Source organism: Chryseobacterium sp. NRRL B-14798 (assembly GCF_050470705.1).
GTDB lineage: Bacteria > Bacteroidota > Bacteroidia > Flavobacteriales > Weeksellaceae > Chryseobacterium > Chryseobacterium cupriresistens.
The window spans coordinates 2069304-2083044 of sequence record NZ_JBFLUL010000005.1 but is presented as its reverse complement, the minus strand read 5'-3'; the positions used below and the strand labels follow the sequence as shown (position 1 = coordinate 2083044).

Annotated in this window: 12 protein-coding genes and 1 pseudogene; 5 read left to right on the top strand and 8 right to left on the bottom strand. The window is 38.3% G+C overall.

What is annotated here, in order from left to right:
- Positions 1 to 212 precede the first annotated feature (212 nt).
- From AB1278_RS09860 to AB1278_RS09840, 5 genes are all read left to right on the top strand, one after another.
- A complete protein-coding gene (locus AB1278_RS09860; protein ID WP_123263097.1) occupies positions 213 to 1700 on the top strand; it encodes an MFS transporter in 1488 nt (495 codons plus the stop codon).
- Between the two features lie 30 nt (positions 1701 to 1730).
- Positions 1731 to 3062 (top strand): MFS transporter, encoded by a 1332-nt coding sequence (locus AB1278_RS09855; RefSeq protein ID WP_411412968.1) that lies wholly within the window; start codon positions 1731 to 1733, stop codon positions 3060 to 3062.
- A gap of 19 nt (positions 3063 to 3081) precedes the next feature.
- Positions 3082 to 3558 (top strand): hypothetical protein, encoded by a 477-nt coding sequence (locus AB1278_RS09850; protein WP_148045356.1) that lies wholly within the window; start codon positions 3082 to 3084, stop codon positions 3556 to 3558.
- Positions 3559 to 3562: 4 nt separating this feature from the next.
- On the top strand, positions 3563 to 4849 hold the full coding sequence (locus tag AB1278_RS09845) for an alginate export family protein (protein WP_042721890.1): 1287 nt from the start codon (positions 3563 to 3565) through the stop codon (positions 4847 to 4849).
- Positions 4850 to 5010: 161 nt separating this feature from the next.
- Entirely contained in the window at positions 5011 to 5448 is a 438-nt protein-coding gene (locus tag AB1278_RS09840; RefSeq protein WP_050009576.1) for an RrF2 family transcriptional regulator, read from the top strand.
- A 10-nt stretch (positions 5449 to 5458) separates the two neighbouring features.
- On the opposite strand, the pseudogene AB1278_RS09835 reads toward AB1278_RS09840, so the two are convergent.
- From AB1278_RS09835 to AB1278_RS09800, 8 genes and pseudogenes are all read right to left on the bottom strand, one after another.
- Positions 5459 to 7261: pseudogene (locus tag AB1278_RS09835) on the bottom strand (hypothetical protein).
- The gene (locus tag AB1278_RS09830; RefSeq protein WP_042721888.1) at positions 7261 to 8514 is read right to left on the bottom strand and encodes a hypothetical protein; all 1254 of its coding nucleotides are present in this window, start codon (positions 8512 to 8514) and stop codon (positions 7261 to 7263) included. The pseudogene AB1278_RS09835 and the gene AB1278_RS09830 overlap by 1 nt, the downstream one beginning before the upstream one ends.
- Positions 8515 to 8527: 13 nt before the next feature.
- On the bottom strand, positions 8528 to 9148 hold the full coding sequence (locus AB1278_RS09825) for an ATP-binding cassette domain-containing protein (protein WP_042721887.1): 621 nt from the start codon (positions 9146 to 9148) through the stop codon (positions 8528 to 8530).
- Positions 9145 to 9828 (bottom strand): molybdate ABC transporter permease subunit, encoded by a 684-nt coding sequence (gene modB / locus AB1278_RS09820; protein ID WP_411412967.1) that lies wholly within the window; start codon positions 9826 to 9828, stop codon positions 9145 to 9147. The genes AB1278_RS09825 and modB overlap by 4 nt, the downstream gene beginning before the upstream one ends.
- Positions 9829 to 10581, bottom strand: coding sequence for a molybdate ABC transporter substrate-binding protein (gene modA / locus AB1278_RS09815; RefSeq protein ID WP_411412966.1), 753 nt, complete (start codon positions 10579 to 10581; stop codon positions 9829 to 9831).
- 151 nt (positions 10582 to 10732) lie between these two features.
- Positions 10733 to 10957 carry a hypothetical protein gene (locus tag AB1278_RS09810; RefSeq protein ID WP_120231264.1) on the bottom strand — a complete coding sequence of 75 codons (225 nt, stop codon included), beginning with the start codon at positions 10955 to 10957 and terminating at the stop codon, positions 10733 to 10735.
- Between the two features lie 24 nt (positions 10958 to 10981).
- Entirely contained in the window at positions 10982 to 11434 is a 453-nt protein-coding gene (locus AB1278_RS09805; RefSeq protein ID WP_120231265.1) for a hemerythrin domain-containing protein, read from the bottom strand.
- 56 nt (positions 11435 to 11490) lie between these two features.
- A complete protein-coding gene (locus tag AB1278_RS09800; protein ID WP_042721883.1) occupies positions 11491 to 13734 on the bottom strand; it encodes a nitric-oxide reductase large subunit in 2244 nt (747 codons plus the stop codon).
- Between the last annotated feature and the right edge of the window lie 7 nt (positions 13735 to 13741).

The window sequence follows — 13741 nt, the reverse complement described above, 5'->3', positions numbered from 1 at the left end:
TTCCATCCGCGTAATACTCCTCATAATGAATATTTTAATTACTTGAAATGATGATAATACAACCTCGAATCATATACTCCATTGATCGCTTTATGTATAGAATAACATGATTTATGACACAAAAATAGAAAAAAAATCTATAATAAGACAAAAATGTCTTATTTATAATATCTTTGTGCAAGTAAACTAGATTATTAAAAAAAACCGAAACAATGAACGCAAATTTATCTTCCGCCCACAGAATTCTGTTTCTGAATACTTTGGCATTTACGATCTGTTTTGCCTGTTGGACTTTAAACGGTGTTTTAGTTACTTATCTTGTTGACAACAATATTTTCAACTGGTCTGTGGTAGAAACAGGCTGGCTTTTGGGAATCCCTATTCTTTCAGGCTCTATCATGAGACTTCCCTTAGGGATTTTAACAGATAAATATGGAGGAAAACCTGTATTCTCAACTTTACTTTTACTTTGCAGCATACCTTTATTTTTATTATATTTTGCAGATTCTTATTGGATCTATTTGTTATTAAGTGTCCTATTCGGAATGGTGGGCACAGCATTTGCCGTAGGTATTGCCTTCACTTCTGCTTGGTACCCGAAAGAATGGCAGGGACGTGCATTGGGAATATTCGGAATGGGAAATGCAGGAGCTGCTCTTACTACATTTTTTGCTCCTACTCTGCTCAATTATCTATCTGCTGATGATCCGGAAAACGGATGGAGAATGCTTCCCATCATCTACGGAATTACGTTAACGATCATCGGATTTATATTCCTGTTTTTTGTTGAAAATAAAAAAGCAGCAGTTCAGAACAAATCAGTAAAACAGCTTCTTAATCCTTTAAGCAAAATCAGGGTTTGGCGATTCGGTCTGTATTATTTTCTGGTATTCGGCCTGTTTGTTGCTTTCTCACAATGGTTATTGCCTTATTATGTAAGTGTTTACCAAACTTCATTGGTTTTAGCAGGACTTCTTACTTCCGCATTCAGTTTACCGAGCGGTGTGATCCGTGCATTTGGAGGCTATCTCTCAGATAAATTCGGGGCCAGAAAAGTCATGTACTGGGTACTCTATTCTTCTCTGGTCTTAAGCGGATTATTGATGCTTCCTAAAATGGAGATTTTGACACCGGGAAAAGGAATCACTGCAAAAAAAACAGGAACAGTTCAATCCATTGAAAAAGATAAGATTATTCTTGATAACGGAGAATTCAGCATCAGTTCAAAACCTGAAATACCTCAGCAAACCTCTGTATTACCCAAATCATTTTCATGGCAGGAAGTTTTGGTAAAACACAATGAAAAAGTACAGAAAAAACAACTTTTAGCACAGGGCGTTACCCTCATCAAATTTGAAGCACATATATGGGTTTTCTCCATTCTTGTCATTCTTATTGGCATTATGTGGGGAATCGGTAAAGCGGCCGTCTACAAACATATCCCTGAATACTTTCCGAATGAAGTGGGTGTTGTTGGTGGAATGGTAGGGCTTATCGGTGGTTTAGGAGGCTTCATTGGACCTATCTTATTTGGTTATCTCCTAGATTTTTCAGGATTATGGACCAGCTCATGGATTTTCGTGTTCCTGGTTTCAGCCATATCTCTTTTCTGGATGAATACAATAATCAAAAAAATGACACATAAAGAAGCACCACACATTAAGGATAGAATTGAACATGTCAATTGCAACAAAGATTAACATTAAACCCAAAAATAAACAACTAAAAAGATGAATGATTCACATTGGCTCACCAACTATGACTCTTCCAACGAAGAATTCTGGAAACGCAGCGGCAAAAAAACAGCATGGAAAACATTGACCATTACAACTGCGGCTCTCACCTTATCTTTCGCGACCTGGTTTTTATACAGCGTCATCGTTATCAAACTTCCTCACATTGGCTTTCAGTTCACAGATGACCAGCTATTCTGGATGGGAGCAATGCCCGGATTAGCGGGAGGGCTTCTAAGAATTGTCAATACATTTCTAATTCCTATCTATGGTACCAGAAAGGTAGTTTCTGTCAGTTCACTCATCAAGATCATTCCTGTGGTCATGCTTGGATTTGCCGTTATGAATCCTGAGACATCCTTTACTTATTTTATGGTGATTGGATTCTTGTTGGGAATCGGTGGTGGAGACTTTTCATCTTTTATGCCTTCAACATCCTTATTTTTCCCGAAAAAAGAAGCCGGAACCGCACTCGGTATTCAGGCTGGAATCGGTAATTTTGGAGTAAGCCTGGTACAGTTGCTTTCACCACTTGTGATCAGTTTAAGTATCTTTTCATTCATGGGAGGTGGCGAGATCATTGTGGAAACAGGTAAAACCATCTACTTGGAAAATATTGCGTTCATCTATGTTATTCCACTATTTATCATTGGAATCTGGGCATGGTTCTCATTAAAAAGTATTCCGGTAAAGGCATCTTTCAAAGAGCAATTGGACATCTTCAAGGATAAACATACCCTGTACTGTACAATGACCTATATCATGACCTTCGGGATTTTTGCAGGATTTTCGGCATCCTTCCCTATGATGATCAAAAACCTGTATGTTCCTTTAGACAAAAACCTTGATCCGCTACAGTTTGCATTTTACGGACCGCTTATTGGTTCAGCATCCAGAGTGATCTTTGGAAAAGTTGCTGATAAGATCGGAGGTGCATTACTTACACAGGTTACCGGAATAGCATTGATCATCCTGATTTGCAGATTGATTCTCGGAGGATATTTAACACCTACTTCTCCCGATCAGTTCGAGGATTTCCTATTTATCGTTTTAGCCATCTTTTTCTTCACAGGAATTGGAAATGCAGCAACGTTCAAGCAATTCCCAGTCATTTTCTCAGATTCTCCGAGAAAAGCAGCCGGAGTTATAGGCTGGACTGCAGCAGTGGCCGCTTTCGGACCTTTTGTGTTCAATGTTTTGATCACACAATCCAGAATGATGACAGGTGATTCAAGGCTCTTTTTCTGGTTTTTGGTAGTGGGTTGCGTAATGGCTACAGCTGTCAACTGGCATTTTTATACCAAATCTGGATGTGAAAGACCTTGTTAATAATAAAAACTTAAAAAAAATGAAAAAAAACCTCATGTTACTGATGATGATGATGATGATGATATCCATCATTCTGAATGTTGTTCTGGTCTATAAATTCTTTTATCAGGGCGAAAAAGTGATCATTAAAAAAGACAGCAGATCCGAGATAAAAATGACCAAAGAAAACCGTGAATATGTGATGGCAGAAATGCGGGGTTTCTTGGAAAGTGTACAAAAGATCAATGACGGAATTGCTAAAAACGATCCCAATATGGTCGCCGGTGTTGGTCAGCAATCCGGAGCCTGTAAGATAAATACCATTCCTCAGGGATTGGTAAGATCTTTACCCTATGAGTTCAAACAAATGGGCTTTCATACCCATGAACTTTTTGATGTAATGTCAAAAATGGCCAAGCAAAAATACGACAGACAGGAAATTCAGGTGAAAATGAATGAACTTCTCAACAACTGTGTTGCTTGTCATCAAACTTATAAAATAACCGCTGAACCTTAATGAAATGTTTAAGAACAAAATTACTTTAGGCATTTTAAGCCTCGCTTTCGGATTGGCCAATGCACAAATGGATAGTCTGAAAATGAACATTGATCTGCGAACACGAGCAGAACTGGATAATGGAGCAAGAACCCTCATTCCAAAAGGGAAATCTGCAGAGACAACTGTTCTTTCCCGTGCTCGAGTCGGAATAGATTATTATTATAAAAACCTGGAAGTTTACCTCAGTGCACAGGATGTAAGAACATGGGGAGAAACAGCTTCCAATACAGGAAAAAATCAGAACTTCACCATTCATGAAGCCTGGGCAAAATATCAGTTTTCAGGCCAATTTTCTTTGAAACTAGGGAAACAGATTCTTTCCTACGACAACGAACGTTTACTTGGGACATTGGATTGGATGATGCAGGGACGAAGTTTTGAAACTTTGAAAGGTATTTATACCCTAAGTCCGAATTCTAAAATCGAAGCTGCAATCACCTACAACAATGATGATAATGATACCAATGATTTGTCCGAAAAAGAGATTTACAGCATTTCGGAGGGTGGAGAAATCACAAAATCACTTCAGGTTTTGCATTATCAATTTACCGGAAACAACAAATTCCTATTCTCAGCCATCGCTCTGAATAATATTTTGCAAAATCCATCAGGTACCCATTATGATATGTTGACAATGGGAATCAATGCGAAAAAATATTTCGAAAACATCGGTTTTTTCGGTTCAGCATATTATCAAACGGGTAAAAACACAAGCGCTCAGACCAAGTCTGCTTATCAGTTTTCAATCAATTCAGATTTTCTGATTCATCCAAAGATTAATATTGTTGCCGGGACGGAATGGCTTTCCGGTAGGAGTTATGATACTTATTCCGGAGAAAACAGATCGTTCAGCCCTTTGTATGGAACCAATCACCTGCATAATGGGTTTATGGATTATTTTTATTTTGGAACAAGCCATTTTAACGGTTTCGGGTTGAATGATTATTATCTTAAATCTACTTTTAAGTTTAATTCTAACTCCATAATTACGGGTAACCTGCACATTTTCACTACAAACGGAAAACTGGGTGAGAATAATCTGGAAAAAAAATATTCATCTTATTTAGGAAGCGAACTGGATCTGGTTCTCATCCAAAAATTCTGGAAAGTGATCACGGTAAACCTAGGTCATTCCTTTATGTTTGCAAGTGACAGTATGAAAGTCCTTAAAAATGTTTCAGAACCAAAAGATCTGCAAACGTGGACGTGGCTTGCTCTGAAAATTGCGCCTAATTTCAAACTGAAATAATTTGTCTTGATCGATGAAAGTCATTAGAATTTTAGTGGCTTTCATTTTTTTAAGCTTCACTTCAACTTTATACCAAATATGAATCTCCTAAAATCTATGGTTTCGGCGAGGTTTTTGTATTTTTACAACCAAGTTAGTAGTTTAATCATTAATAAGAATAAATGTTGATATTTTCGAATACATGTCAGTATGCAATAAAAGCATGTATTATACTTGCCATTGAAAGGCGGAAGATTGGGATCGCAGATATTTCGGAAAAAATAGGCACCCCTACCCCTTTCACTTCCAAAATTTTACAGCATATGACCAGAAAAAAACTGATTTCTTCAGGAAAAGGAAAAGGTGGTGGTTTTTATCTCGATGATGAACAATTTGAGAATCTGACAATCAAAGACATCTATGAAAATTTTGAAGGTAAGGAAGTTCTTACCTCATGTCTTTTAGGGTTATCCTTATGTAATGGGGAAAATCCCTGTCCCATTCATCACCTTGCTGTTGCTGTAAAGGAAAAAGTGATGATCATGTTCCAATATAAGATCAAAGATCTGAAAGATCTTGGAAGTGTAATGAAGCTGATGAATGAGCCAGGAGTATTTTAAATTCTACAGCTTATAACTGCGGAATCTGGATCTGATCAATTTTTGATCTGTATGATTTCAGTTCAGAAAAAATACGGTCTACTTTTGATCTGAAATAGTTTGTATGGGCAAAAAGATCTTCATAATAAGCAATTCCTTTCAGTAAATTAGCTTTGAAGCTCTCCCATTTTTTCACCTGAGATTTGGTGATCTCTTCAGAAAAATCGGCTATTTCGTTTTTAAGATGATCCACATACAGTTTCAATTCGTTGATAAAGACATTTGGACGGCGTTCATCCGGCAAAACATTTCCGTATCCGTAAATATGGCGAACCATTTCCGAAAGTGAAAGTTCTCTGTCGAAAAAGCTAAGATTAGGTCCTGGGCAAATAACAACTCCTTGTTTCTCACCTTTTATCGGCAATCCGTGTTCCAGATAAGCGGAATTGACAAGACCTACACAAAGGCAGGATTTATCGGTGATATTTTTTCTGCTTTTTTCGTATTGTTTATCTGTAAGATTTGCTCTGTTATTTTCCAGCTCATCCATTTTGATATCCTGATATTTTTTTGAAGCGGTACAGGTTCCTTTCGGATCAAATTCTTTGCTTAAAGCCAAAAGTTTTTTAGGACATGAACTCCCGAACTTACTTTTTGCTATATTTTTTCCCTTGATGATCTCATTGCTTGTTCCTTTGATTGTATTGAACGGAACTCCCAATGGTGATATGTTGCTCAGATAGAAGTCTTCTTCTTTTCCTTTCACCAGAAGATCTCTTGTTTCCTGATCGAGAGAAGTAGCTTCCGGAACCAACAAAAACGGAGAACCCCATCCTACACTGTCTGCATTATAATTTGAGAGAAGAAATTCGTGTTCTTCAGAAGTTCCTACACCGCCTTGTACAGAAATTTTAATGTCTAAAGGCTCGGAAGGAGCCGTTTTACCCTTTTGTTTCAATGCTTCGCTCCATAAAGAATATGCCGAAGACTGGAGTTCACTCTTTTTTTGTTTGAATTCCTCCATGATTGGACCCATCAAAAGTCCGTCCGTAGCAAAAGCATGACCACCACAATTCAAACCGGATTCTATTCTGTATTCCGAAACCCAAAGTCCTTTTTTTGCAAGAAAATTTCCCTGGATCATCGCTGAACGGAAATCACTTACCTTGATGATGATCTTCTTTTTCAGTTCTCCGTTTTCATTAGGAAAAAAGTGTTCAAATTCCTCCAGATAGCTGTATAATCTGGGATTCATCCCTGCTGAAAACACTACAGATGAGGACAGTTTACTCTTCGCAAAACCACGCAGAGAAGCATGGGCATCATTATAAATCGTAGGAAGCTGTACATCCTTCACGAAGTTGTCCTTATCTACTTTGGTCATGATGTTGACATCAATTTCGCCCGGAAAAAGGTTTTCATCAATGAATTTTTTAATGTCTGCTGCGAGATCGTTTTTCTTATCGAGAATGTTCTGTAATCCTTTTTTGAAATCGGAAGTACTCGGCAACATTCCGATAAACTGTTTTAAGCTTTCTGTGTTTTTGGTAATTTCTTCTTTAAAATCTTTACATTTTTTCGTAACAATATCATCCATCATATCCAGATATGCCGTGATTCTTCTCGCTCTGTGATCTTCCGATTTTATGGAAATGGCAGAATATCAAAATTGAATTTCTTACTGTAAAAATCTCTCATTCTTTCCACGATCTCATCATCGATAATAGACACTACGGAAGAAATTCCAAACTGGGGCAACACGGATCGGACTGTCTATGGTATAAGCCAGTCCCATTACAGGAATATGAAAATTGTGTACTGGTTTTTTGTTCATTATTTATTAAATTGGTTTAGATTGATATTTTTAAATTCTTTATTGATGTAATTCTTTATTCTTAAAGCTCTGATAAACATCCCGATCGAGATCATAATGACCACCGAAGCAAAAAGCAGCCAGTATTTTGCACTTAAAAATGGAATGTAAACGATGGAAAAGAATCCCGAAAGTCCCAAAATAACCTCATTACATATGATCCCGAAGATCATGATCACAATACTGGTCTGAAGGAATTTGTTGATCTTGATATTTTCCAGATGCAGCATTTTCCAGATCAGGAAAAGACTCACTCCCATCAGTAAAACTAAGTGCAAATACCCGATCACGATATTGATATTGCTGAAAGCGTAAATTCCCAGTTCAGGAATTGCCGATAAGATCTGAAGAATGAATTTTCCTAAAAATGCAAAGCCTACAACCACAAGAAGCCATTTTTGTATGACATGCTGTTTTTTGAATAGTTTGGTTTGCTCGAACCATCTCCAAAGTTTAATTGCTCCTATAATCTGAAGGATAGAAATCACACCGAAAAAGATGTGAAGGAGCTCCGGCATATCTATCCATAAAATGGAAAGTCCATATCCGAAAAAACATCCAACAGCCAATAAGCGGAAAATGGTTTTATTCAGTTTTTCCTGAATTTGAACGCCGTATTTTTTCAGGGAGATCAAAAACAAACCTATGGAGGAAAACAGGAAAAATCCGTTATACTGAAAATGAAGATAAAAATAGGTAGAAGCTCTGAACAGCACATCGAACTCGTCTTTCCTTGCCGAAAAATATCCCAACCCGAAAATTCCGATCGCCGACAATGTAGCAAAGAATGCTCCTGACTTCAGCCAAATGGTTTCAGGATTCTTATTTTTCCTAAGATCAATCAGTAAAAATAGATAATAAGCAAAACCGGTAAATAAAGCTACTGAAGAAAACACGATGGAAAGCCAGAAATACCCTCCATAAAGAAAAGTAATCAGCATTCCGTATGAACCGATCTGATTAAAAATCTGCAAAAACTGATACTTTGAAACGGCAATTCCAGCATCACTTTCAGTCAGGTATTTCGTAACAAAAAGATAAATCGCTGCCGAAACCCATCCGTAAAATGCAAAATGAGAATGCGATTCCTGCATGAATTTATGAGAAAATCCCGGAAGTGAAAATGCGAGATTATACCTCATCATAACACCGACCACCGATACTATGAAGAAATTGAACAGGCAAAGCTTCAGCCAGAAATTAAAGTTTTTCATTACTACATTATTTTCATTTAATCATCAATTTTCTACACGGAAAAGCACTGAGTTCCTCTTCGCTATGATTGGTCATAAAAACCGTCGCTCCATTATTTTGATGTTCAACGATCTCCGTCATCATTATTTTTCTCATTAAAGGATCCACTGCGGAAAGCGGTTCATCAAGGAGAATGATCTCAGCATCCTGAACCAAAGCTCTTGCCAATGCAATCCTCTGCTGTTGCCCTCCTGAAAGTTTTGATGGGAAAACATTTTCAAAGTTTTTAAGGTTAAATTTTTCCAGTAAACGATCGATTTTTTCAGTGTTTTTTTCCTTCTGTGCAAAAGTAATATTCTGTCTTACCGTCATATTCGGAAACAAAGCATAATTCTGAAACATCAATGCTGTATTACGTTTTTGCGGAGGAAGAAAAATCCGGTTTTCAGTATCCAATACCGTTTCGTTGTTGATGTTAATCACCCCAAAATTCGGAGTAAGCAATCCTGCCATGATCTTAAAAAACACAGTCTTTCCAATCCCCGAATCTCCGGAAACGTGTATAATCCCACCTGTTTCCAGCTGTTCATTAACCTCTAACATTTTACTTCCCGAAGAGGTAAAAATCTGATGTTTTAGGTGGATCTCAATCATCGGAAAGTTGTAAAGTTAATTTTGCGGTTAATACTGTAAATCAGAAGCAAGATTAAAAAAGACAGTATGAAAAGGACAAATGCATACTTATTGGCTGCTTCAAAATTAAGTGCCTGAACCTGATCGTAAATAGCCACTGAGGCAATTCTTGTTTCCTTCGGAATACTTCCTCCCACCATGATCACAATCCCGAATTCCCCTATACAATGCGCAAAAGTGAGCGCAATAGCTGTAATAACGGAAGTCTTTATATTGGGGATAAGCACGCGGAAAAGGGTAACCAATTTTGATTTTCCCATCGTGTAGGAAGCTTGTCTAAGTTCATCAGGCAACGCTGAAAATCCATTCTGTAAAGGCTGGATCATAAACGGAAGGTTAGCAATAATACTCGACACAACAATTCCATTGAACGAAAAAGCCAACCGGACATCGAAACATTCCTGAAGATATTTCCCGAACGCATTTTCCGGACTGAAAGCCACCAAAAGATAATATCCCATTACGGTAGGAGGCAGTACCATTGGCATACAAATAAGAGTTTCCAGAACAAATTTCAGCTTGAAACGGGAATAGGTGAGCCAATATGCCACAGGAATGCCTATGATGATCAGTATCAAAGTGGTCACCAATGCTAATTTTCCTGTTAGGAATAATGTGTAGATAAATTCCTGATCTAGCATTTAGTGTCGTATTTCAGTTTGGTATCCGTATTTTTGCCAGATCTGTGCTGTTTTTCGGCTTCTTATAAAATCAAAGAACTGCTTGGCTTCTGTCTGTTTTTTTCCTTTCAGCAGGATGCCGCTTTGTGGGATTGAAGCTGCTTCGTTCTCCGACAAGAGATAATAATTCCCTTTAGCTTTCATTTCTTTGCTCATAGCTGTAGAAAGGGCTATAAAAGCGAGATCAGCATTCCCTGTAGCGGCAAATTGTGCAGCCTGACCAATGTTTTCCGCCCAGACTATTTTGTGTTCGATCTTTGGATAGATTCCTGTATTTTTCAAAGCCTGAACGGTATTTTTCCCATATGGAGCCAATTCAGGATCAGCAATTGCGATTTTTTTTATTTCGGGGTTCAATGATGTTTGCAAACCTTCTGAAAGATCAAATGCCGAGCTCCACATCGCTACTTTTCCTAATGCATATATTTCGGCTTTACCGAAATTCCTGTTTTCGTTTTTAATTTTCTCTATGAAAGAGGAATCTGCGGAGAGAAAGAGATTAAAGGGTGCTCCATTGACGATCTGCTGAGTCAATAATCCTGAAGATCCGAAGGTAAGTTCTATTTTTTTACCGGGATTTTCCGTTATATAAAGTTTTTTTAATTCTTCCAGAACATCTCTGAGGTTAGCCGCTGCTGCAACAAAAACAAATGAATTTTGTGCGCTATTTTTCTGATGGCCAGATTCTTTTTTACAGCCAAAAAAAAGTAACAAAGTGAAAATGGTAAAAAATAAATGTCCGAATCGAATCAATCTGTCCATAAGTAGCACGAAAAGAAATATTTATAATAAGACTTTCTTATCTCTTTTCAAAGATAAGGGTATAAGTTGAATTATTCAAATAACATTTCGTGAAAAATGAAGATTAATCCAGTTTTTTCAGGGTCCTGCATTTTTCTTTTTCTCCTGTTTTTATCAGAGAAATGTCAACATATTTTACCAATCGTTTGCTTGCCAATTCAAACTCTTTTGCCTTTTTATCAGCATATTCGTAGGTATACCCTACTCCCATCACCACTTTATGGCCGTTGCAGATCCCCATTGCCAAATAGAGGTACTCGCCTATTCCTGCCTGTTTATAAGTTGTCATACTGTTTAAAATTAATGATAAAAATCATTTCCAGAACTGATCCGGATAGTTGTCCTGCTCTTTCTGATGGATAAGGCTCAGTTTGTTTCCTATTTCCGTCATTTCATCATCTGATAAATGGTTTTCCAGATGTGGAAAATACATTCGTTCTTCAAAACGTATATGCCCGCTCAAAGCATCTGCAAAATCTTCTAAAAGTCTGGGATTCTGAGATTGATTCACAGTATTAATCAGCTTTCTTATTTCAGAATGTTCTTTCTGCATCTGAAACTGAAGGCTTTCATTTTCCGGTTCCGGCAATACGGTATCCTCTATTTCAAAATGTTTGCTCAGGCTTTCCTGCCAAAAATAGTTGATATATTTTTTGATCCTGTCGTAAATAATATTCTTTCTTACCCCTTCACGGATCTTCCAGCTGCACAACAATCCGAAATGATGATCTCTTGATAGTGGTACTAAATTTTCATTCCTTTTCATATCTTCAAATTTTAAAAAGAACTGCCGCCTTTCAGCAGCAGCTCAAGTTGATTATATTATCTCTTTTCTTTTAATGACCATCCTGTTTTAAGTCCGATAATGAAAATGACGATCAACAGTTCTCCCACAGCAAGCAACACATCCCCGGGAACGCGCAGCCAGCGTAAGGTATGCATCATATCGGTTTGCATGAATTCTGCGGAACGGGCATACCAATATCCTTCTTTAATAGATGCAACAGACTGCATGATGCCAATAGGAAGTAAACTGATGGTAACCATGACCAATAAGCCGATGTTGGTAAGCCAGAATGCCCATCCAATGAGTTTATCATTCCAGTGCCTGTCCGGATACAATCCACGCAATACAAACATCATCAATCCGATTCCTAAAATTCCGTACACTCCGAATAATGCAGCATGACCATGTACAGCTGTTGTATTCAAGCCCTGAATATAGTATAGCGCAATCGGCGGATTAATCGCAAATCCAAAGATCCCTGCTCCTAAGAAATTCCAGAAACACATAGCAATGAAGCAGTAGATCGGCCATTTGTAAGCTCTGATCCATTTTGTGGATTTACTGATCTTATAATTCTGCCATGCTTCAAACCCAATCAATACCAACGGAACAATTTCCAATGCACTGAATGTAGCTCCTAAAGCCAATACTGCGGTAGGTGTAGCACTGAAATACAAGTGGTGGAATGTTCCTAAGATACCCCCTGCAAGGAAAATAATGGTAGAGAACAATACGGCATTGGTAGCGGATTTTAATCCTAATAATCCCAATCTTGTAAATAAGAATGCTGCTACAACGGTTGCAAATACTTCAAAGAAACCTTCTACCCAAAGGTGTACGACCCACCATCTCCAATATTCGGCAATTGCCATGTGTGTTTGTCTTCCGTACATTAATCCTGCTCCATAGAACAATGCGATCGCTACTGCAGAAAGCGTGAATAAAAGTAGTAAATGTCTGTTGGCATCTTTTTTCTTCAAGGCAGGTAATAAGGCTCTGATCATCAATACCAACCACAAAATAAGCCCAACCAATAGTAAAATCTGCCATACTCTACCCAATTCTACATATTCGTATCCGGAATGTCCCCAAAGGAAATTATCAACATACCCTAATTTCTGCATTACTCCGAACCATTGTCCTGCCAATGAACCTAAAACCACGATCAGCAATGCCCCGAATAAAACATTCACCCCAAGTACCTGATATTTTGGTTCGTATCCTGAAACGGCAGGTGCAATATATAATCCTGTTGCCAACCATGAGGTTGCAATCCAGAAAATAGCCAGCTGAACATGCCAGCTTCGGGAAATGGATTGTGGCAGGATCTCATCCAGCGGAAATCCATAGAAAGCACTTCCTTCTACCCCGTAATGTGCGGTAACTACCCCTGCAAGCATCTGAACCAGGATCAGAAGAGCAACAACCCAGATATATTTTAACGTAGCCCTCATGGAAGGAGTTGGCTTCATATTTCTTAAAGGATCTTCCAACGGAAGTTTCTCGCTGAGTTCTTCTTCTTTATGACGGGCATGATAAAATACGAGTAAACCTACACAACCCAACAGCATCAGGACACTGAAACCTGACCATAAGTGCAATGAAGGCGGCGGAATATTACCGATCATCTCATCATGAGGCCAGTTATTGGTATATGAAACCTCATCGCCGGGACGATCTGTGATACAAACCCACGCTGCCCATGAGAAGAAGGCATTCATTTTTGCCATTCTTTCGGGAGTCTTAACTGTATTTTTCGGAATAGCGTATTGATCTCTCAGCTTTGCCATTTCCGGATCATCCATGAATATTTTTGCATAATACTTAGCCAGTTCTGCCTGTACTTTAGCACGTTCCGGACTGATCACAATGGTGTTTGTGGCTTCGTCCAACGTATTTTTGCGGATTTCTTTTTTCAGAAGAACCTTGTATTTCGCCTGTTCATCGTCGGATAAATCTTTATAAACTTTTCCATCTTTTTTAGCCAGTTCTTCCAGAAGAAGAAGTGATTCGCGGTGAAGATAGTCGGCACTCCAGTCAGGCGCGATGTATGCTCCGTGTCCCCATATACTTCCAACGGTCTGTCCCCCGATAGATTGCCAAACATTTTGTCCGTCTTTGATGTCCTGTCCGGTTGCTATAATGGTACCATCTGTAGTTACAATTTTGTCGGGAACCGGCGGAATCTTTCTGTAGATCTCCACGCCATAGAAAATAAGTACCGCAAAGGAACCCAGAATGACCGCCGTGAGCCAGATCCATAATTTTTTAGGTGTCATATACTCA

What these genes read in the sequence shown, in the direction of transcription:
- AB1278_RS09860 (WP_123263097.1), top strand. Translation starts at nt 213, where the DNA reads ATGAACGCAAATTTATCTTCCGCCCACAGAATTCTGTTTCTGAATACT.
- AB1278_RS09855 (WP_411412968.1), top strand. Translation starts at nt 1,731, where the DNA reads ATGAATGATTCACATTGGCTCACCAACTATGACTCTTCCAACGAAGAA.
- AB1278_RS09850 (WP_148045356.1), top strand. Translation starts at nt 3,082, where the DNA reads ATGAAAAAAAACCTCATGTTACTGATGATGATGATGATGATGATATCC.
- AB1278_RS09845 (WP_042721890.1), top strand. Translation starts at nt 3,563, where the DNA reads ATGTTTAAGAACAAAATTACTTTAGGCATTTTAAGCCTCGCTTTCGGA.
- AB1278_RS09840 (WP_050009576.1), top strand. Translation starts at nt 5,011, where the DNA reads ATGTTGATATTTTCGAATACATGTCAGTATGCAATAAAAGCATGTATT.
- AB1278_RS09830 (WP_042721888.1), bottom strand. Translation starts at nt 8,514, where the DNA reads ATGAAAAACTTTAATTTCTGGCTGAAGCTTTGCCTGTTCAATTTCTTC.
- AB1278_RS09825 (WP_042721887.1), bottom strand. Translation starts at nt 9,148, where the DNA reads ATGATTGAGATCCACCTAAAACATCAGATTTTTACCTCTTCGGGAAGT.
- modB (WP_411412967.1), bottom strand. Translation starts at nt 9,828, where the DNA reads ATGCTAGATCAGGAATTTATCTACACATTATTCCTAACAGGAAAATTA.
- AB1278_RS09810 (WP_120231264.1), bottom strand. Translation starts at nt 10,957, where the DNA reads ATGACAACTTATAAACAGGCAGGAATAGGCGAGTACCTCTATTTGGCA.
- AB1278_RS09805 (WP_120231265.1), bottom strand. Translation starts at nt 11,434, where the DNA reads ATGAAAAGGAATGAAAATTTAGTACCACTATCAAGAGATCATCATTTC.
- AB1278_RS09800 (WP_042721883.1), bottom strand. Translation starts at nt 13,734, where the DNA reads ATGACACCTAAAAAATTATGGATCTGGCTCACGGCGGTCATTCTGGGT.